This is a genomic window from Sphingomonas sp. P2_B6, assembly GCF_056404755.1.
The window spans coordinates 22,731-40,668 of record NZ_JBFUDK010000021.1; the positions used below are offsets into that span (position 1 = coordinate 22,731).

Below are 17,938 nucleotides of genomic sequence, written 5' to 3' on the forward strand. Positions count from 1 at the left end.
CCGTGGCTCCATTTTTGCGAATGGAGTCGTATTTCTAATTTGGAAATATATTTGCTAAAATGGATAAGAGAAACAAATCGGCGGCGAGTCAATCGAATTTTGCTCGGCAGGCGTCTCGATAACTGTCCCTGCGGGAGCGGTGTCGCTAGTCGATGGTCGCCGCGTCCCGGATCAGGCGTTCGGGCGACATTCGCGCGACGTCGATGCCGTACAGGTCACTGTCGCCGCTGGCGCGCCCGGTGAGGAGGATGTCCGCGGCGATTTTGCTTAACGCAGGCGCGGTCTGAATCCCGTACCCGCCCAGCGCAGCGAGCCAGAAGAAGCCTGGCTGCTGCGGATCGTGGCCCACCACGGGGGAACGGTCGGTGACGAACGACCGGAGGCCCGCCCATCTGCTGGCGATTCGCCGCACCTGCAATGTAGTGGCGCGCTCGAGACGGTCGACCGCGATCGCGATATCGAGTTCATCCGCCTGCGCATCGCAAGGCGAGGTCTCGGTTTCGTCGGCCGGCGACAGCAACAACAATCCGGCATCGGGCTTGAGGTAGAAATCCTCCTCGACATTCAGCAGCATGGGCCAATCGGCGATATTGTGACCGGCGGGCGGATCGATAAGGCAGGCGGTGCGCTTCAACGGCCGGAGCCCGATGTCGATCGCGCCGGCGAGATGGCCGATGTCACCGGCCCAGGCACCCGCTGCATTGACGATGACAGGTGCATGGGCGACCGACTCTTTCGTTCGGATCCGCCACCCGCCGGCGCTCGGCTGTATTTCGAGAATGGGCGACGACATGGTCGATATGCCGCCTCGCTGGCGGAACAGCCGCAGATATCCCTGCTGCAATTCGTTGACGTCGATGTCGGCCGGACTCGTGCTCCAGGCCGCGGCGGCGAGGGGCTCCGGCCGCAGGACGGGGCACAGCGCCACTGCCTGGCTGGCCGACTTGAGCTCGATATGGCCGGTCTCGCGCGCCAGATCCATGAAGTGCTCGAGCGCCTGCTCCTGACCTTGATTTGCGATGATCAGGACGCGGCGCGGCGTCAACAACGGCACGGTGGTGAACCCGGACGGCGGCGAGTAGAAGAAATCGCGACTGGCGCGGGTCAAGGCGCGAATGAGGTCGTTGCCATAAGCCTCGGAAAAGACCGCAGCGGAACGTCCGGTGGAATGGTACCCCGGGCTATCCTCCATATCGAACAACTGGACCTTGCGATGCGCGGCGAGATGCGCCGCGATCGATGATCCGGCGATACCAGCACCGATTACGATTATGTCCGGCTGAAACGTCATATCCTTCCCCCTGCGGGTTATCCCGCTTGCCTCGGGCCCATATGGTGCCGGCATGTCCTCCGAATGCGGAAATATATCAACGAAAATTTCTATTTTAGAAATATAGTTGCAAATCGGGATATTGGAGTTAGGGTTCCTTCAAATAGATTTTGATGCCGCCACGGAGCCTCTGCTCGCTGTGCGTGAGTCGAAATCGGCTAGCAGGAGCTGGGGAGCGGGATGGGCATGCGCAAAATAGCGACCTTGGTCATTCTGGGAGCGCTGGCCGCCATCGGCGCCCGCGCAGGCACGTCACCTCCCGGGCCGTCGCAGTCGCCACCGCTCCACCCAGCGAAAGAAGCGCCGGCCGATACTGTTCCACCGTCCCGGGCCGACCTGACGAAGCAGGATGCCGATGCGTGGTTCGATGGCTTCATGCCCAATGCGCTCGCGCAGGGAGATATTGCGGGCGGCGTCGTGGTGGTCGTGAAGGACGGAAAGGTCCTTACGCAGCGCGGCTATGGCTATGCCGATATCGCCGCGCGCAGGAAGGTCGATCCTGCGACAACGATGTTCCGGGTGGGGTCGACGTCGAAGCTTTTCACATGGACCGCTGTGATGCAGCTGGTCGAACAGGGAAAGATCGACCTCGACGCCGACGTCAATCGCTACCTCGACTTCACGATCCCGCCCTTTGAAGGCAAGCCGCTCACGATGCGCGCGATCATGACGCACACATCGGGGTTCGAGGATGTCGTAAAGGGCGGCTTCAGCTACAGCGGAAAGGTCGCGCCGCTCGGTACCGTCGTCAAGCAATTGCTGCCCAAGCGGGTGTTCGCACCGGGCTCGACGCCCGCTTATTCCAACTATGCGACGGCATTGGCGGGATATATCGTCGAGCGCGTTTCGGGCCTGCCATTCGATACTTATATCGAGCAGCGCATTTTCCAGCCGCTTGGCATGGACCATTCAAGTTTTCGGCAACCTCTTCCCGCGTCGCTCGCGCCCTATATGGCGACCGGCTATTCCCGGGCATCGGGCGAGGCCAAGCCGTTCGAGTTGATCTCCGTCCCGCCGGCCGGCTCGCTATCGATGTCGGGTACGGACGGCGCGAAGTTCATGATTGCGCAGCTGAACGATGGCGCAGGACTCATGCGGCCCCCAACCGCGCGCGTCATGCAGACACCGGCTTACGGTGCGCTGCCGGCCCTCAACCGCATGGCACTCGGGTTCTACGAGCAACGGGTGAACGGCCTCCGTGCGATCGCGCATGGCGGCGACCTGATCAATTTCCACGGCTATATGTGGTTGTTCCCCGAAAAGAATGTTGGACTGATGATCGAGATGAACAGCGCCGGGGAGGAGGGCGCGACGTCGCGCATCCGCCAGGCGCTGTTCGAGCGATTTGCCGACCGCTATTTTCCGGCAGCGGACGACAAGCCGCCTGTCGAGCTTCCCACTGCCCGCGACCATGCCCGCATGCTGGTCGGCAACTATTTCAACAGCCGGGCCCAGTTCACCACGTTCCTCGATATCGGCAATTTCCTTGGCCAGACCAGTGTCGGGCTCGATGCTGATGGCCGCCCGCAGGTGCCTGAGCTGTTCGGCGGGCCGCCGCGCAAATGGATCGAGGTGGCGCCCTTCGTCTGGCAGGACGCTTATGGTCATGCCCGGTTGGCGGCCAGGGTGAATGACGGTCACGTCACGCGCTGGAGCCTCGACGAAGTCTCCCCCTTCATGGTGTTCGAGCGGGTGCCCTGGTACCGGGATTCCGCCTGGCTGATGCCGCTCACGCTGGCCGCACTGGCCATCGTTATGATCGCGGCCCTGTATTGGCCGGCGAGCGCGATCGTCCGCCGCCGGTTCGCTTCTTCCCTGATGCTGACCGGCAAGCACCGGACCGCGTACCGCCTCGTGTCGGGGATGTCGTGGCTTGTGATGCTGGCATGTCTCGGGTGGGCCTATATCCTTCTCGTCTTCCTGGAATCGTTGAGCAAGGAGGACTGGCCCGTCCTGCTTTGCCGGCTTCTCGGTACAATCGCCTTTGCCGGCATGCCGATCGCCGCGGCGTGGAATCTCGCACTGACCTGGACGCGTCGACCGCCCTGGCTGCAGCGACTTGCGAGTCTGCTCCTGCTGATCGCGGCGCTGGTCCTGTTCTGGATAGCAGCGGAGTTCCACCTTCTCGGGCTCAGCACACGTTATTGACGGCGTCGCCGGCGTATACCGGCGCCCGACCTGATCTTACGAAAGTCGAGGGACATACATGATCGCAAGCTATCTGCGTTTTTCGGCAGCGTTGGTTATCGCGGCCGTGCCGCTTGCCGCCGCCGCGCCCGGACAGGCCCGCACCGGATCGTCGACCGCAACACAGTCGCCGGCCGCCCTGCCGATGGCACCTGCCGCGATCGACGATACTGTCGCCCGCGCGATGAAGGCCTTTCAGGTGCCCGGCATGGCGGTCGGCATCGTCAAGGACGGCAAGCTGGTGTTCGCCAGGGGCTATGGAGTCCGGGACGTCGGCCGCGCCGGCAAGGTGGATGCCGACACGCTCTTCCAGATCGGGTCGAATACCAAGGCGGTTACCGCGGCAGCGCTGTCGATCCTGGTTGATGAGGGAAAGCTGCGTTGGGAAGACAAGGTCATCGACCTCCTGCCCGATTTCAGGATGTACGATCCCTATGTCACGCGTGAATTTACCGTCCGCGACCTGCTGACGCATCGAAGCGGCCTGGGAGAGGGCGCCGGCGACCTGATGTTCTTCCCGGCAACCGACATGACGCGGGCCGAGATCGTCCACGGCCTGCGCTATCTCAAGCCGACATCAAGTTTCCGGTCGAAATACAATTACGACAACCTGCTTTACATGGTGGCGGGCCAGCTCATTCCGGCGGTCACAGGCCAGTCGTGGGAGGACTTCGTCACCAGCCGGATCCTGGTCCCGCTCCACATGTCGGGATGCTCTCCGCGTTACGATCTCATCGCCGATCGCTCGAATGTTGCGGCACCGCATGTCGTGATCGACGGCCTTGTCCGGGCCGTTCCCGTCGTCGACATGCGATCGATCGGGCCGGCGGGGACGATCAACTGCAACGTCTCGGGGATGGCCCGGTGGCTCGAGACCCAGCTGGCACGGGGCGTCGAACCGGGCGGCCAGCGATTGTTCAGTGCGGATCGCAGCGCGGAAATGTGGGACGTCACCACGCCGACGCCGCTCACGCAGTTGCAGTCAGGCCTCTATGGATCGCATTTCGCCGGCTACGGCTTTGGCTGGGAGGTCAGCGATACGCGTGGCTACCGTCTGATCCACCACAATGGCGGCGTGCTCGGCACGGTGACATGGGTCAGCATGGTTCCCGAACTCGGTCTCGGGGTCGTCGTGCTGACCAACCAGCAGAGCGGCGCCGCGATGGAGGCGGTCGGCGGCCAGATACTGGATGCCTATCTTGGCGGCGAAAAACGTGACTGGGTCGCTATCGCGCAAGCCATCATGGCGAAACGCGATGCGAATGCCGCAAGCGTGAACGATACCGTCGCCAGGACGCTCGCGAGCGCCGGACCGCCCGCGCTGCCGCTGAGCGCCTATGTCGGCACCTATCGCGATCCGTGGCGCGGGGACGCCGTGGTTCGACGGGTCGGCGACACGCTCGTCCTCAAATTCAGCCGGACCGACAGCCTGGAGGGCAATCTCATCCCGTACCAGGGGAACATCTTCGTCGTCCGCTGGAAGGACCGCAGCCTCGACGCCGATGCGTTCGTCCGTTTCGAACAGGGTTTCGACGGCAAGGCGGCCGATATGACGCTCCGCGCGATTTCGCCCTCGACCGATTTCAGTTTCGACTTCCAGGACCTCGCTTTCAAGCGGGCCGACTAGCGGCGCCCTCCAGGTTTCCTCTGCCTCCTCAGCAAAAGAAAAGGATCCGAACTTTGCCCAACGCCCTGCGCGGCGCCAGCGTCGCCACATTGCTCGCCACCGCCGCCATCGCGGGCCTGTACGCCCAGCAAGGCCTTGGCCAGCCCCGATCCGGGAGCACCGTCGATCTGCTCATTGCGCGCGGTACCGTGTACGATGGCAGCCTGGCGTCGCCCAGGGTGGAGGATATCGGGATCGTCGGCGACAAGATCGTCTTCATTGGCGATGCTGCCAGGGCGGGTGTCCGGGCAAGCAGGACGCTCGACGCCAAAGGTCTGATGGTAACGCCCGGCCTGATCGACGCCCACACGCATACCGATGACGAACTCCTGTCGCCCGACGCCGCGAAGCGGTTCATCGCGCGGCAAATCATGCAAGGCGTCACCACCAGCGTCATCGGCGTGGACGGCGATGGTACGCCTGACGTCAAAGCCAATTTCGACAAGATGGAGGAAATGGGGATCGGTCAGAATGTCGCCGCTTATGTCGGTTTCGGCAAGATCCGCGAGCGCGTACTGGCCGATGACGCACGGGTGCCGACCCCGCTCGAACTCGACAGGATGAGAGCCCTTGCGGCCAGGGGCATGTGCGAAGGCGCGATCGGCCTGTCGTCAGGCCTGTTCTACGCACCCCAGAGCTTTGCCTCGACCGCAGAGGTGATTGCCGTGGCGAAGGAAGCGGGCAAGCGCGGCGGCATCTACGACACCCATCAGCGTGACGAAGGGGACAGCTCGATCGGTGTGATCCCCTCGCTTCGGGAGGCGCTGCGGATCAGCGCGGAGAGCGGGGCGCCGCTGCACCTCGCGCACATCAAGGTATCGGGCGGCCCTCGTGCGATGAGCGACCTGACCGCCATGATCGAGGCAGCCCGCGCCAGGGGGCAGAAGGTGACGGCCGACCAATATCCCTGGACCGCTGCGAATACCGCGCTGGATGCCGCTGTCATCCCGCGCTGGGCGCAAGACGGCGGTCGCGCGGCCATGGTCAAACGCTTCGCGAACCCCGTCGACCTCGCGAAGATTCGCGCTGACTCGAATCTGACCCCGGCTCTCGCACAGGCGATCGTGATCAGCGATGCTGCCAACGAACCGCAGATCATCGGAAAGAGCCTGTCGGATCTGGCAGCCCAATGGGGCGTGGCGCCGATCGACGCGGCCATTCGTATCCTGACCAGGGACGATGCCGGGGTCGTGGTCTTCGTGATGAACGAAACCGATATCGTTACCGCGATGCGCAAGCCCTGGGTGATGAGCTCGAGCGACGGCGGCGATGGCGGACATCCCCGCGGCTATGCGAGCTATGCGCGGCTTTGGGAAAATTATGTGATCGCCCGGAAGATTCTGACGCCGGTCCAGTTCGTGCATCGGTCCACGGGGCTCGAAGCGGACACGTTCGGCCTCCAGGGCCGCGGCTATATCAGGACGGGCTATTTCGCCGACATCGCGGTGATCGATCCGAAGGCCTATCATGCACGCGCGACCTATACGGCGCCTCAGCTCCTTTCGACCGGAACGATCGATGTGATCGTCAACGGGCGCATCGAGCTCGAAAACGGCAAGGCCACCGGCATTCTCTCGGGCCGTGCAGTGCGCAAGACGCCGCCCCCCGGCAGCTGTCCCTGACGGAGCCGGGTTCGGGCTCCGAGCCCATCAAGCTTGTCGGTCGATGCGTCGATCGCACACAAGCCGAAACAGGCCGACGGTCATCAGCGGGCCGATGTAAACGGCCAGAATGGTATAGGCGAGCCAGCGATAGCCGCTGCCAATCAACGCCACCAGGCCGAACCGGTCAGCGACAAAAATGCAGCCGACCAGCAGCAGCGATGCGATGGAGCCCCGCGCGACACGCGTGAGATCGGTTCCGCGCTTCGCCCGCCACGCACCTGCGATACGTTCGTTGATGGCGTGAATCGAGCCGGTACCGCTTTCCAGGAGTGCCGCGAAGATCATCAGTTGAAACAGGATATGGAACGCCGGGATGTCCAGTCGCTGGAGCATGAAGTCCGAGGGAAGCGTTTCCCCGGCGATCCCCGGATAGAAGGCGATCATGCAAATGAAGAACAGCAAGGCCGGCAACATCGCGAGCGGTCCGGCGATCAGGCCTGACACGATGGCGTCGCGGCGGCTCGTGAGATGCCGAAGCACCGGCAATATCGTCACCGCGCCGACGACATTGTAGCTCGCATAGGTCAGTCCTCCCGCGCCCCAGCCTTTTGAAGGCACGATCAGGGCCAGTTTCTCCGAAATCTGGGGGCCGAACTTGCTCAGGGCCAGGACAACGAACAACGCGTAGACGCCATAAAGGAGGACCGACACATATTTGAACAGGCGTTCGACCGAGGTGTTGCCGAAGGCGGCGACTGCCGCGATCGCCACTGCCAGGACCACCGATCCCGTCATTGGCGACAACCCGAACACCGCCGCGCCGATCGCGCCCGCAGCCGCGCCGAACACGGCGAGGATCAGGACCACGAACAAGAGATAGGCGATTTCGAATATCACCCAGCCCGGCCCCAGCAGTCGCTCGAAAAATGTCCGATAATCATATGCCTCGTAGCTTCTCGCGAACGCAAAGGTGATCGCGCAAACCACGCTCCAAATGGCCATCGCCAGCATGATCGCGGCTATCCCGCCCCAGGGCCCGCTCGGCATGAAGAATTCGGCGAGTTCGCGGCCTGTCGCATAGCCACCGCCAATCACGACCGCCTTGAAGGCGAAGCCCGGCAGCAGGAAGCGCTGGAACCAGGTCGATGGCGTTGTTCGGGCGTGCGCGGTCACGCGGCGCGCCCTCCGCGCGCTGCGTCGCGGTGACCCATCCCATTGTTCTCCAAGTGCACCACCATCCGCTCCCTTCTTGTTCAAGACGCGTCCATTCACGGTCGGACCCGCCAGTGTACCAAATCGCCATGTTGTTGCCGCTTGACAATGATAATTTTCCAAACGAGAAATAAATAATCTAAACTAGAAATTTGATAACGCATTGCAGGGAGAAGCACGATGACGAGACCATCGTTGTCCAGGTGTCTGACGATCAGTGCAGCGACTATCGCCCTCATGCCGGGCCTGGCGCTTGCCCAAACGGCAAAAGAGGGTCCCGGCGCGCCCTCGACGCAATCGACCCTGAGCGCGGAACGGGATGACGATATCATCGTCACCGCGACGAAGCGGCCGCAAGCGGTTCGCAAGATCTCCGGATCGGTTACCGCGCAAAGCGGCGAACAGCTGGAGAAGCTCGGGGCCGACGGCATGGCGGACTATCTTACCCGCACGCCTGGCGTGGTCTTCAACGCTTCCAATCCTGGCAATAGCAACGTGACCATCCGCGGCGTCTCGACGACGACGGGACAGGATGCCGGTCAGGCCACGACCGGATTCTTCATCAACGACGTCCCGCTTACCGATCCCGCCTTCTCGATCGGGACACCGGACATCGACACATTCGACGTCGACAATGTCGCGATCCTGCGCGGGCCCCAGGGCACGCTGTTCGGATCCTCCTCGCTCGGCGGTGCTGTCAATTATCAGGCCGCCAAGCCCGACCTCCAGAACTTCAGCGCCCATGGCCAGGCATCGTTGCGCGACACACGGGATGGAGAGATGGGCGGCGCGGGCAAGATCATGCTCAACGCACCGATCGTGGCGGGCAAGCTCGCCGTCCGTGGCGTTTTCGTCTATCGTCGGGATGGCGGATACATCGACAATATCGGTACCGGCACGGTCGATGCAAACCGCACGACCACCCGAAGCGGCCGCATCCTTGCGACCTGGAAGCCGACCGACCGGACGACCGTCAACTATCTGTATCTTGAGCAAAGCCAGAATACCGACGACGACGGCTACAGGCAGCCGGGGCTGGGCGGCGACCTTCTCAAGAGCACCAATATTCCGGAATATGCCCGCTATCGGACGCTGATCCACCAGTTGCGCATTGACCAGGACTTCTCGTTCGCCACGCTCACCGCGACGGCCACACGGCATAAGAAAAGCTTCAGCTATTCCAGCGACCTGACCATACCCCTGTCGCCTGCGCTGTTCGGCCTTGCGCCCGTCACCAATTTCGGCTCCGGGACCAGCAAGGGCGAGACATTCGAAGTGCGGCTCGCATCCGCACCCGGCAGCAGGTTCGATTATCTCGTCGGCGCGATGTACGACCGGACCAGGATGAACCAGGGGCAGCTCATCTACGCCGCCGGCCTGGCCGATTTGCTCGATGTCGCCGGTCCTGCCCTGGGGCTCGCCCCCAATATGGGCCAGCAACTGGCACCCGGCGATCTGCTGGTGAATGCGCGCTTCCCGGCGACCGCGCGGGAGATCGCCGCGTTCGGCGAAGCCACCTATCATTTCAGCGATCAGTGGAAGCTGACGCTTGGCGGCCGCTTGTTCCAGCAGCGCCTGACCAACGAGTCGAGCGCCTTCGGCACCTTCGTCCTGCTGACCCAGGGCGCCTATACCCAGAGTACCTCGGGCACGCGGACCTTCAGTGGCTTCAGCCCGAAGGCGTCGCTGACATGGACGCCGAGCAAGGATCTGATGATTTATGCGCTGGCGTCCAAGGGATATCGTTTCGGAGGGTCCAACCTCACCGTCGGACCCAATGTGCCGGCCTCGTACGGCAGCGACTCGCTGTGGAATTACGAGATCGGCGCCCGCGCCAACTTCTGGGACCGCAAGCTGCTTCTCGATCTGACGGGATTCTATATCGACTGGACCAACATCCAGTTGAACCGCCAGACCTCCGGCATCGATTATACGAGCAACGCCGGCAATGCCCGGATCTATGGTCTCGAAGCGAGCGTGACGCTCCGGCCCACGCGCGGTCTCGATCTGACCAGCAACGTGACGTATCTCGACGCTGCGCTGAGCAAGACCTTCATGCCAGATCCGAGTGATCCGAGCGCGGGCGTCTTTCCCAAGGGCACCCGGCTCCCCGGCGCGGCCAAATGGCAGATATCCAACACTTTGAGCTACGAACTGTCGGATTCCGCGCTCAAGCCGAGGATTCTGTTGTCGCATCGCTATCTGTCGCGGTCGCCCGGGGAACTGGAGGCAACCACGCGCCAGGGCGGCTATAATCTGTTCGACGCGCGGCTCGGTGCCAATTTCAGGTCGTTCGGCATAACCTTGTTCGTCGAGAATATCGGCGACAAACGCGGTGTCTCGCGCAGCCAGGACCTGCCGCCGATCCAGCAATATCTCGTCCGGCCACGGACGATCGGCGTGACGTTCGACGTCAAGCTCTGACTTACTCGCCGCCCGGCCGCAAGAAGACGATGCCGGGCGGGGCGGGGCGTCGACAAGGTGGGTAAGTTCCAGGCAATCGCGGGAAAGCGCGACGTCTCGCGTTTTGCCGACCCTCGTCGCCCGCGTTACGCGAGGCCCGCTTGCTGCATCATCAGCATGGTGTCGGCGTTGGTCCAATGCTCGGCGATGCGGCCATTCTCGATCCGCAGAATATCCGTGCCGGTGAAGCTTATCCGGCGAGTGCCGTGAGGCCCTTCGCCGCGCCAGCGCACGGCGCACATCGCCCCGTCTGCCAGCGGTCCGACCTCAATGCCGAAGCGGATCTCCGGCAGCATCGACCGAGCGGTTTCGATCCAGCGGCGCAGCGCGTCACGTCCTGTCAAAGGTGCGTCGCCGGCCTGTCCAATCAGCGCGGCGTGGACCACCACGTCGGGCGTAATCAGCGTCTCCATTTCCTGCATGTCACCATTCCACAGTGCCATCCAGCGTTGCACGATCTCGTCGGTCCCGGTCATCTCAGCGAACTCCCCTGAAGGCGCGGACAGTGGCCGGCACGCCGACCTCGAAAGATGTGGCGGCGAAGCCGAAGCGGCGGGCGAACTTTTCGCCATCGACAAGATAAGGGCGGTCCCAGGTGAAGCCGACATCCGCTACTTCCCTGGCGAAGCGATAAAAGAGTCCGATCGGCCGGAGCAGGAAGAACGGGACGGCGAGGATCCGCAACCTGATCCCGAGTGAGGCGGCGCCCATCGCGAGGAGTTCCCGGGGACTCCTGGTCGGCGCGCAGGGCATGTTCCAGGCCTGGCCAAAGTCTGCGTCATCGGCATCGAGCAGCGCCACCGCTGCGCGAGCGATGTCGGGCACATAGGCGAAGTCATGCGGTATGTCGGCAGGAACAAGAAGCTGCGCCGACCGACCCTTTGCGAGCTCCCCGAAAGCGCTTGCGCCGAGGTGCGACACGTCGACACCGGGCCCGTAGAAATCGGTGCAGCGCAGCGCCGCCACCCGGACCCGCGCCGCGGCGGCCTGCCAGATGCGGGTCACCTCGGCGAGGATCACAGGCTTCTCGCCCGTGGGCTCGAGCGCCATGACCTCGGTGCGCGGCGCGCGCTTTGGCCCAAGCTGGTAGAGATTGTCGATGAACACAAGCCGCACGGAAGTGCGTGCGCAGGCATCGACGACATTGCGCATCGTTTGCGGCCAGACCGTCCGCCACAGCCTGGAGTCGTAGGCGAACCCGACGGCAAGCACAGCCTGCGTCGCGCCCTCCAGGGCCCGAACCACGTCGTCGATCTCGAGAACGTCGCAGCGGACATGCTCCGCGCCGGCCGGCAGATCCGCCGGCATGGTGCGGGTCGCGACACGGACCTCGTCGCCTCGATCGAGCAACGTCTCGACGATCGGTCGCCCGACCGCGCCGCATCCGAAAACCGTGATTGTCATGATCCTCACTCCAGTAAGTTGCATGACCGATCTAGGTGGGGACGGATAAAACAGAAATTGTCTAATAACGTTGGACTGCTATACGGAAAAAGATGAGCAGTGAGCCTGACTGGGCGTTATATCGCAGCCTCCTTGCCGTCATGGACGAGGGTTCGCTCTCGGCCGCCGCGCGAAAGCTCGGCCTGACTCAACCGACGGTCGCGCGTCATATCGACGCCCTCGAGCAGTTCCTGGGCGCCGATCTTTTCATCCGGTCGCAACGCGGTCTTGCGCCGACCGACCTCGCACAGGCGCTTCGCCCCCAGGCGATGGCCATGGCGACGACCGCCGCCGCGATGCTGAGAACCGCGAGCGGCGCGGTCGGCGCGATCGAGGGTACCGTGAGGATCAGTGCGAGCGACGTGGTGGCCGTGGAGCATCTTCCGCGCATCCTGACCCGGCTGCGCATCGCGCACCCGCGCCTGGCCATCGAGCTGACGCTCTCCGACCGGGTCGACGACCTGCTCGCGCGAGAGGCCGACATCGCAGTCCGCATGACCGAGCCGACACAGTCCGCGCTCCTCGCGCGCCGCCTGCCGCCGGTGGAGATCGGGCTTTACGCACATCGCGACTATCTGGCGCGCATGGGAACACCCGCCACCGTCGCGGATCTCTCGCACCATGCGCTGGTCGGTTACGACGTCGAGACGCCTGCGTTGCGCGCCATGGCCGCGCGGCTGCCCCAGCTACAGCGTGCGGGATTTGCCCTGCGAACCGACAGCAACGTCGCGCAGCACGCGGCGATACGCGCCGGCTTCGGCATCGGCTTTTGCCAGACGGCGGTGGCGCTGCGTGATGTCGGGCTGACGCGTGTTGTTGCCGAGATCGCGCTTATGCTCCCGCTCTGGATTGTCATGCACGAGGATCTCAAGACGAACGCGCGCTATCGCACGGTCTTCGACGCGCTTGCCGCCGGGTTGGCGGCATAGAGACGCAGGGCCGGCAATCGTGGCGCTTCCTCCTGACGCGCAGCGAGGACGGGTTGAAGACGTTGCGCGGCAGGCCAACCAGGCAGTATCGGCAACGAATATATCCGCTCTCGCATTTTTGCGCCGGAATCGAAAATCACCTTGTCGCTTTTACAACGGGCGTTACCGTCCGCTTACAGGAGAGTGAATGCCAAGCGAATTTCCCCAAGGAAGGGTTCAAGCAAACCCCGGAGCAGCTTTGAAGAAGCTCCGCACCCAGCGCGGACTGACGCTGGCCGATCTCAGCAAGCTGACCGGCATGAATGTCTCGACGCTTTCCAAGATCGAAAACGGCAAGGTGGCGTTGACGCTCGACAAGCTTCTCCGGGTCAGTGAGGGCCTCGAGGTCGATATGACCGAACTCATCGGCTCCGGCGCGAAGGAGACACCGCGGCTGGAAGGCGCCGCTCGCCGCAGCATCTCACGCGCTGGCGAAGGCCATGCGATCGAGATGCCCCGGGGCAATTACCTCTATGTCGCGGCCGAACTGCTGAACAAACGCATCACACCTATAATCGGCGACGTCCTGGCGAAGAATATCGAGGAATATGGCGAGTTCATGCGCCACCCCGGCGAGGAATATGTCTATGTCCTGGAGGGCATACTCGAACTTCATACCGAACTTTATACCCCAGCCATTCTCGAAAAGGGCGACTCGGTCTATTTCGACAGCCAGATGGGCCACGCCTATATCGCCATAGGCGATCAACCCTGCCGGATATTGTCGATTTGCGCGACCTCGGAGCCACATCTCATCGACAAGCACCAGAGCATCGCCGAAGCCGAACATATCAGCGAAGCGGCTCGCCGCACCGAGCGGAAACGCAAGGCCCGCTAAAGCGGCACGGGCCCAGCGGTCAGCGGCGCCACGTTCAGGCGGTCTTGCCGGATCGCCGCGCGATCACCTCGATCTCCACGAGCGCCGCGGGGACCATCAGGTCGCTCACCACGGTCGAACGCGCGGGTTTGTGACTGCCAAAGGCACGTGCATAGCTCTCGTTGAAGCCGACAAAGTCGCTCGCCCGTTTCAGCCATACCGTCGCCTTCACGACATCCGCCAGCGTCAGCCCCGCATCGGCAAGCACCGCAGTGATATTCTCCATCACCTGGGTCGTCTGTTCCTCGATCCCGGATGAGACGATCGCACGGTCCCTGTTGAAGGGAAGCTGGCCTGAGAGGAAGAGGAAGTCGCCTGCCTCGGTCAGCGGTGCCAGATGGGGGATCATGGTCATGGATTGCCTTTCGTGCTTCAGGTCGTCAGCGAGGCGGTAGCCGATATTTCTATATTAGAGAATATTTCTATAATAGAAAAACTGCGATTTTTCGTTCGCCGGTCGCCGGCGCCGTAGCGGCCAGCCCGCACCGCCCTCGTCGTGCCGGTCCGGCGACAGGATCAACAGCTTTACGTCTTCACCGATTTGCGTGCCGAAGCTCGAGTCCGCCGCCAGCCGACCGGATCGCGATTCGGGGTAAATGCGCGCCTTCACACGGGAAGCGTTCCGGCCCCGCTGTGGCGCAACCGTCGTTTCACGCTTCAGCCGAGGAACCGGACCCATCCATGCGGATCAGGTTCGCTTCCGCGTTGGATATTGACGAGCCTGGCGCGCAATTGTGCCGTGGTGGCTCCAATACCGCCATCCCCGTGCGTGAAGGTGCCCGTCTTGTAATGGACCTTGCCGATCGCCGCGACCACGGCGGCGGTGCCGCAGGCAAAAGCTTCCCTGAGCTTCCCGCTATGTGCATCTGCACGCCAGTCGTCGAAGCTATAGGGCCGCTCCTCGACGACGAGACCGGCATCGCGGGCAAGCGCAATGATCGATGCACGCGTGATGCCCGCCAGGATTGTGCCGAGCGGCGGGGTCACGATGCGATCCTCGAGCACGAAGAAGATATTCATGCCGCCCAGTTCTTCGACCCAACGATGCTCGGCAGCATCAAGAAACACCACCTGGTCGCAATCATGCCTGATCGCTTCGGCCTGGGCGAGCAGGCTCGCGGCGTAGTTGCCACCGCACTTTGCGGCGCCTGTACCTCCTGGCGCCGCGCGCGTGAATTGCTCGGACACCCATAGATTGAATGGTTTCCCACCACCCTTGAAGTATGGACCGGCGGGCGATGCAATCACGCAGAATATATACTCCGCGGCGGGACGTACGCCGAGGAACGCCTCATTGGCGAACATGAATGGCCGCAAATAAAGGCTTCCGGGACCTTCCGGGATCCAGTCGCGGTCGATTTCCACGAGTTTCTCGACCGCAGCGATGAAGAGCGCCTCGGATATTGGTGGCATCGCCATTCGCTCAGCGGACTTCCGGAAGCGACGCGCGTTTTCTTCGGGCCGGAACAATGAAATGCGCCCGTCCGCGGTGCGATATGCCTTCATGCCTTCGAAGATCTCCTGCGCATAATGCAGGACAGCGTTCGCGGGATCGATCGGGAACGGCTCACGCGCGCGAACCTCGGCGCTGTGCCAGCCCTTTCCCTCACTCCAGCGGATCGTGACCATGTGATCTGAAAAGAATTTGCCGAAAGCCGGGTCGATCAACAGGTCGGTCCGGGCTGCCTTCGAAAGGCGCCGTTTATTGGGTGATACGACGAAGGCGGGCATGTCGGTCATAGCTTATTCCTCTTTCACAAGCCGAGGCGTTTCATGTCGCCGCGCGGCGCATCGCCCCACCGAGGTGAAGGGTCTCTCGGCTCAACATCGATTGGCCGCGGGTCCATGGCTTCCATGTCGGTCCGCTAGATGATCTCGATCGCAACCGCAGTAGCCTCGCCGCCGCCGATGCAGAGCGCTGCAATGCCGCGCGTCTTTCCACGCGCCTTGAGCGCAGCGACAAGCGTCGCCATGATCCGGGCACCGCTCGCCCCGATCGGGTGACCAAGTGCGGTCGCGCCGCCATTCACATTGAGGCGCTCGTGCGGGATCCCCAGGTCGAGCATGGCGATCATCGCCACCGCCGCAAAAGCCTCGTTGATCTCGAAAAGATCGACCTCTGCGATCTCCCACCGGGCCTTGCGCAGGAGCTTGCGAATGGCGTCAACCGGTGCGGTGGCGAATGATGCTGGTGCCTGGGCATGGGCGGCGGTCGCGACGATCCTGGCTTCCCGCTTGAGGCCAAGACGCTCTGCCACATCCTGCCGTGTCATCACGAGGGCTGCGGCCCCATCCGAAATCGAGGCCGCGCTTGCCGCCGTGATCCTGCCGTCGGTCGCGAATGCGGGCTTGAGCGCCGGAATCCTGTCCGGATTGGCCTTGCCCGGCTGTTCGTCCTCGGTGACCATGATGACGCCGCCGCGGACGGGCACCGGAACGGGGACAATCTCGTCAACAAAAGCACCGCTGTCGATTGCCGCATTGGCACGCCCCAGGCTTTCGATTGCATAGCCGTCCATATCGGCCCGCATGAATCCGTAGCGTCGCGCCGTGTCCTCCGCGAACGCGCCCATCGGCTTGCCGCGATCATAGGCGTCCTCCAGCCCGTCCATCATCATCGTGTCGATGACGCGGCCATGGCCGATTCTGGCTCCCGTGCGATGTTTGGATAACGCATAGGGTGCGTTGGTCATGCTCTCCATGCCGCCCGCGACGATGATATCGGCATTGCCCGATGCAAGGGCTTCGGCGGCCAGAATCGCGGCCTGCATGCCGGAACCGCACATCTTGTTGACCGTCGTCGCTTCAACCGATTGAGGCAGGCCTGCGCCCAGCGCTACCTGGCGTGCCGGCGCCTGGCCGAGCCCGGCTGGCAGGACACAGCCCATATAGATCCGGTTGATGGCCCCGGGCGTGACGCCCGAGCGCTGGACGGCCGCCTCCACCGCAACGGCGCCGAGCTCGACCGCGGAGAGCTTCGCGAATGCACCCTGGAATCCGCCCATGGGGGTTCGCGCATAGCTGCAGATGATGATGTCGGACATGGTGGGGATCCTCAGAGTGATCGAGCGATGACGAGGCGCTGGATGTCGGAGGTGCCCTCGTAGATCTGGCAAACGCGGACATCGCGATATATCTTGGCCAGCCCGAATTCCTCCAGATAGCCGTAGCCGCCAAGCGTCTGTATCGCCCCTGAGACAATGTCTTCAGCGGCTTCGGAGGCGAAGAGTTTGGCCATTGATGCCTGTTTGAGGCAGGGTTCCCCCGCATCTTTGAGCGCAGCAGCATGGAGCACGAGCTGGCGCGCTCCCTCCAGCCGCGTTGCCAGGTCCGCCAGCCGAAAACCCACGGCCTGGTGCTCCATGATGGGCCGACCAAAGCTTTCGCGCTCCCTGGCGTAGCTGATCGCGATCCCGAGCGCGGCCTGGGCCATTCCGACGCTCTGCGCTGCGATGCCGATCCGGCCGGTCTCGAGATTTGAAAGGGCGATACCATAGCCCGCGCCTTCAGCGCCGAGGCGGAGTTCGTCTTCGATGAACACATCCTCGAAACGGATCGCGCAGGTGTCCGATGCGCCCTGGCCAAGCTTATGCTCGACCTTGTCCACAAAATAGCCGGGCCGGTCGGTCGGGACGAGGAAGCCCGTGATCCCGCGCTTGCCCGCTTGCGGATCGGTCACCGCATAAACGATCGCAAGGCTTGCGATGCGGCCCGAGCTGATGAACTGCTTGGCGCCGGTTAGCCGATATCCACCATCCACCCGCTCGGCGCGGGTGCGCATTGCGGTCACGTCCGACCCCGCATTGGCCTCGGTCAGCGCGAACGCTCCGATGGCGCGGCCGGCGATCAGGTCCGGAAGGAAGCGCGTGCGCTGCTCCTCGGTTCCATCCTTGAGCAGCGCCGACACGATCAGGCTGTTCTGGATCGACAGGATGGTGGAGAGCGCACCGTCCGCCGCTGCAATTTCGATCAACGCCAGCGCATAGCTCAGATAGTCCGCGCCGGCGCCGCCAAATTCCTCCGGCGCGGTCATGCCCATCAGGCCGAGCCCGGCAAGCTGCTCGAACAGGCCGGCCGGATAGCCTCCTGCGGCTTCAAAACCAGCACTGTGTGGACGGATTTCATGTTGTGCGAATTGCCGCACCATGGTCTGGATGGCAGACTGGGTCTCGGTCAGAATTGTCATTG

14 protein-coding genes are annotated in these 17,938 nt (G+C 63.2%); 6 read left to right on the forward strand and 8 right to left on the reverse strand.

All coding sequences use genetic code 11. The features are described from left to right. Positions 1-145: 145 nt before the first annotated feature. Positions 146-1,291, reverse strand: coding sequence for an NAD(P)/FAD-dependent oxidoreductase (locus AC1DX5_RS22075; RefSeq protein WP_478017383.1), 1,146 nt, complete (start codon positions 1,289-1,291; stop codon positions 146-148). Between the two features lie 225 nt (positions 1,292-1,516). Between AC1DX5_RS22075 and AC1DX5_RS22080 the strand changes: the two genes are divergently transcribed. The 3 genes from AC1DX5_RS22080 to AC1DX5_RS22090 are packed head-to-tail and all read left to right on the forward strand — an operon-like array spanning position 1,517 to position 6,805. Further along, entirely contained in the window at positions 1,517-3,478 is a 1,962-nt protein-coding gene (locus AC1DX5_RS22080) for a serine hydrolase domain-containing protein (RefSeq protein ID WP_478017384.1), read from the forward strand. Between the two features lie 58 nt (positions 3,479-3,536). After that, entirely contained in the window at positions 3,537-5,144 is a 1,608-nt protein-coding gene (locus AC1DX5_RS22085) for a serine hydrolase (protein WP_478017385.1), read from the forward strand. A 53-nt stretch (positions 5,145-5,197) separates the two neighbouring features. After that, positions 5,198-6,805: an N-acyl-D-amino-acid deacylase family protein gene (locus AC1DX5_RS22090; RefSeq protein WP_478017386.1), complete on the forward strand. Its 1,608-nt coding sequence runs from the start codon at positions 5,198-5,200 to the stop codon at positions 6,803-6,805. A gap of 27 nt (positions 6,806-6,832) precedes the next feature. Here AC1DX5_RS22090 and AC1DX5_RS22095 read toward each other — a convergent pair whose 3' ends face one another. Next, positions 6,833-8,122: a YkvI family membrane protein gene (locus tag AC1DX5_RS22095; protein WP_478017387.1), complete on the reverse strand. Its 1,290-nt coding sequence runs from the start codon at positions 8,120-8,122 to the stop codon at positions 6,833-6,835. A gap of 57 nt (positions 8,123-8,179) precedes the next feature. Here AC1DX5_RS22095 and AC1DX5_RS22100 point away from each other — a divergent pair, with 57 nt between their 5' ends. Beyond that, the gene (locus AC1DX5_RS22100; protein ID WP_478017388.1) at positions 8,180-10,423 is read left to right on the forward strand and encodes a TonB-dependent receptor; all 2,244 of its coding nucleotides are present in this window, start codon (positions 8,180-8,182) and stop codon (positions 10,421-10,423) included. A gap of 125 nt (positions 10,424-10,548) precedes the next feature. On the opposite strand, the gene AC1DX5_RS22105 is transcribed toward AC1DX5_RS22100, so the two are convergent. Continuing rightward, positions 10,549-10,938 (reverse strand): ester cyclase, encoded by a 390-nt coding sequence (locus AC1DX5_RS22105; protein WP_478017389.1) that lies wholly within the window; start codon positions 10,936-10,938, stop codon positions 10,549-10,551. Position 10,939: 1 nt separating this feature from the next. Beyond that, positions 10,940-11,866 carry an NAD-dependent epimerase/dehydratase family protein gene (locus AC1DX5_RS22110; protein WP_478017390.1) on the reverse strand — a complete coding sequence of 309 codons (927 nt, stop codon included), beginning with the start codon at positions 11,864-11,866 and terminating at the stop codon, positions 10,940-10,942. A 92-nt stretch (positions 11,867-11,958) separates the two neighbouring features. Between AC1DX5_RS22110 and AC1DX5_RS22115 the strand changes: the two genes are divergently transcribed. Both AC1DX5_RS22115 and AC1DX5_RS22120 read left to right on the forward strand, forming a co-directional pair. Beyond that, the gene (locus AC1DX5_RS22115; RefSeq protein ID WP_478017391.1) at positions 11,959-12,834 is read left to right on the forward strand and encodes a LysR family transcriptional regulator; all 876 of its coding nucleotides are present in this window, start codon (positions 11,959-11,961) and stop codon (positions 12,832-12,834) included. A gap of 238 nt (positions 12,835-13,072) precedes the next feature. After that, a complete protein-coding gene (locus AC1DX5_RS22120; protein ID WP_478017392.1) occupies positions 13,073-13,711 on the forward strand; it encodes a helix-turn-helix domain-containing protein in 639 nt (212 codons plus the stop codon). A 34-nt stretch (positions 13,712-13,745) separates the two neighbouring features. On the opposite strand, the gene AC1DX5_RS22125 is transcribed toward AC1DX5_RS22120, so the two are convergent. The 4 genes from AC1DX5_RS22125 to AC1DX5_RS22140 all read right to left on the reverse strand — a co-directional run bounded on the left by AC1DX5_RS22125 (position 13,746) and on the right by AC1DX5_RS22140 (position 17,930). Beyond that, positions 13,746-14,105: a RidA family protein gene (locus tag AC1DX5_RS22125; protein ID WP_478017393.1), complete on the reverse strand. Its 360-nt coding sequence runs from the start codon at positions 14,103-14,105 to the stop codon at positions 13,746-13,748. 302 nt (positions 14,106-14,407) lie between these two features. Beyond that, on the reverse strand, positions 14,408-15,490 hold the full coding sequence (locus AC1DX5_RS22130) for a branched-chain amino acid aminotransferase (protein ID WP_478017394.1): 1,083 nt from the start codon (positions 15,488-15,490) through the stop codon (positions 14,408-14,410). Positions 15,491-15,615: 125 nt separating this feature from the next. Continuing rightward, entirely contained in the window at positions 15,616-16,794 is a 1,179-nt protein-coding gene (locus AC1DX5_RS22135) for an acetyl-CoA C-acyltransferase (RefSeq protein ID WP_478017395.1), read from the reverse strand. A gap of 11 nt (positions 16,795-16,805) precedes the next feature. Next, positions 16,806-17,930, reverse strand: a complete 1,125-nt coding sequence (locus tag AC1DX5_RS22140) for an acyl-CoA dehydrogenase family protein (RefSeq protein ID WP_465177200.1) — start codon at positions 17,928-17,930, stop codon at positions 16,806-16,808. Positions 17,931-17,938 lie beyond the last annotated feature (8 nt).

What these genes read in the sequence shown, in the direction of transcription:
- AC1DX5_RS22110 (WP_478017390.1), bottom strand. Translation starts at nt 11,866, where the DNA reads ATGACAATCACGGTTTTCGGATGCGGCGCGGTCGGGCGACCGATCGTC.
- AC1DX5_RS22085 (WP_478017385.1), top strand. Translation starts at nt 3,537, where the DNA reads ATGATCGCAAGCTATCTGCGTTTTTCGGCAGCGTTGGTTATCGCGGCC.
- AC1DX5_RS22135 (WP_478017395.1), bottom strand. Translation starts at nt 16,794, where the DNA reads ATGTCCGACATCATCATCTGCAGCTATGCGCGAACCCCCATGGGCGGA.
- AC1DX5_RS22080 (WP_478017384.1), top strand. Translation starts at nt 1,517, where the DNA reads ATGCGCAAAATAGCGACCTTGGTCATTCTGGGAGCGCTGGCCGCCATC.
- AC1DX5_RS22105 (WP_478017389.1), bottom strand. Translation starts at nt 10,938, where the DNA reads ATGACCGGGACCGACGAGATCGTGCAACGCTGGATGGCACTGTGGAAT.
- AC1DX5_RS22075 (WP_478017383.1), bottom strand. Translation starts at nt 1,291, where the DNA reads ATGACGTTTCAGCCGGACATAATCGTAATCGGTGCTGGTATCGCCGGA.
- AC1DX5_RS22130 (WP_478017394.1), bottom strand. Translation starts at nt 15,490, where the DNA reads ATGACCGACATGCCCGCCTTCGTCGTATCACCCAATAAACGGCGCCTT.
- AC1DX5_RS22115 (WP_478017391.1), top strand. Translation starts at nt 11,959, where the DNA reads ATGAGCAGTGAGCCTGACTGGGCGTTATATCGCAGCCTCCTTGCCGTC.
- AC1DX5_RS22100 (WP_478017388.1), top strand. Translation starts at nt 8,180, where the DNA reads ATGACGAGACCATCGTTGTCCAGGTGTCTGACGATCAGTGCAGCGACT.
- AC1DX5_RS22125 (WP_478017393.1), bottom strand. Translation starts at nt 14,105, where the DNA reads ATGACCATGATCCCCCATCTGGCACCGCTGACCGAGGCAGGCGACTTC.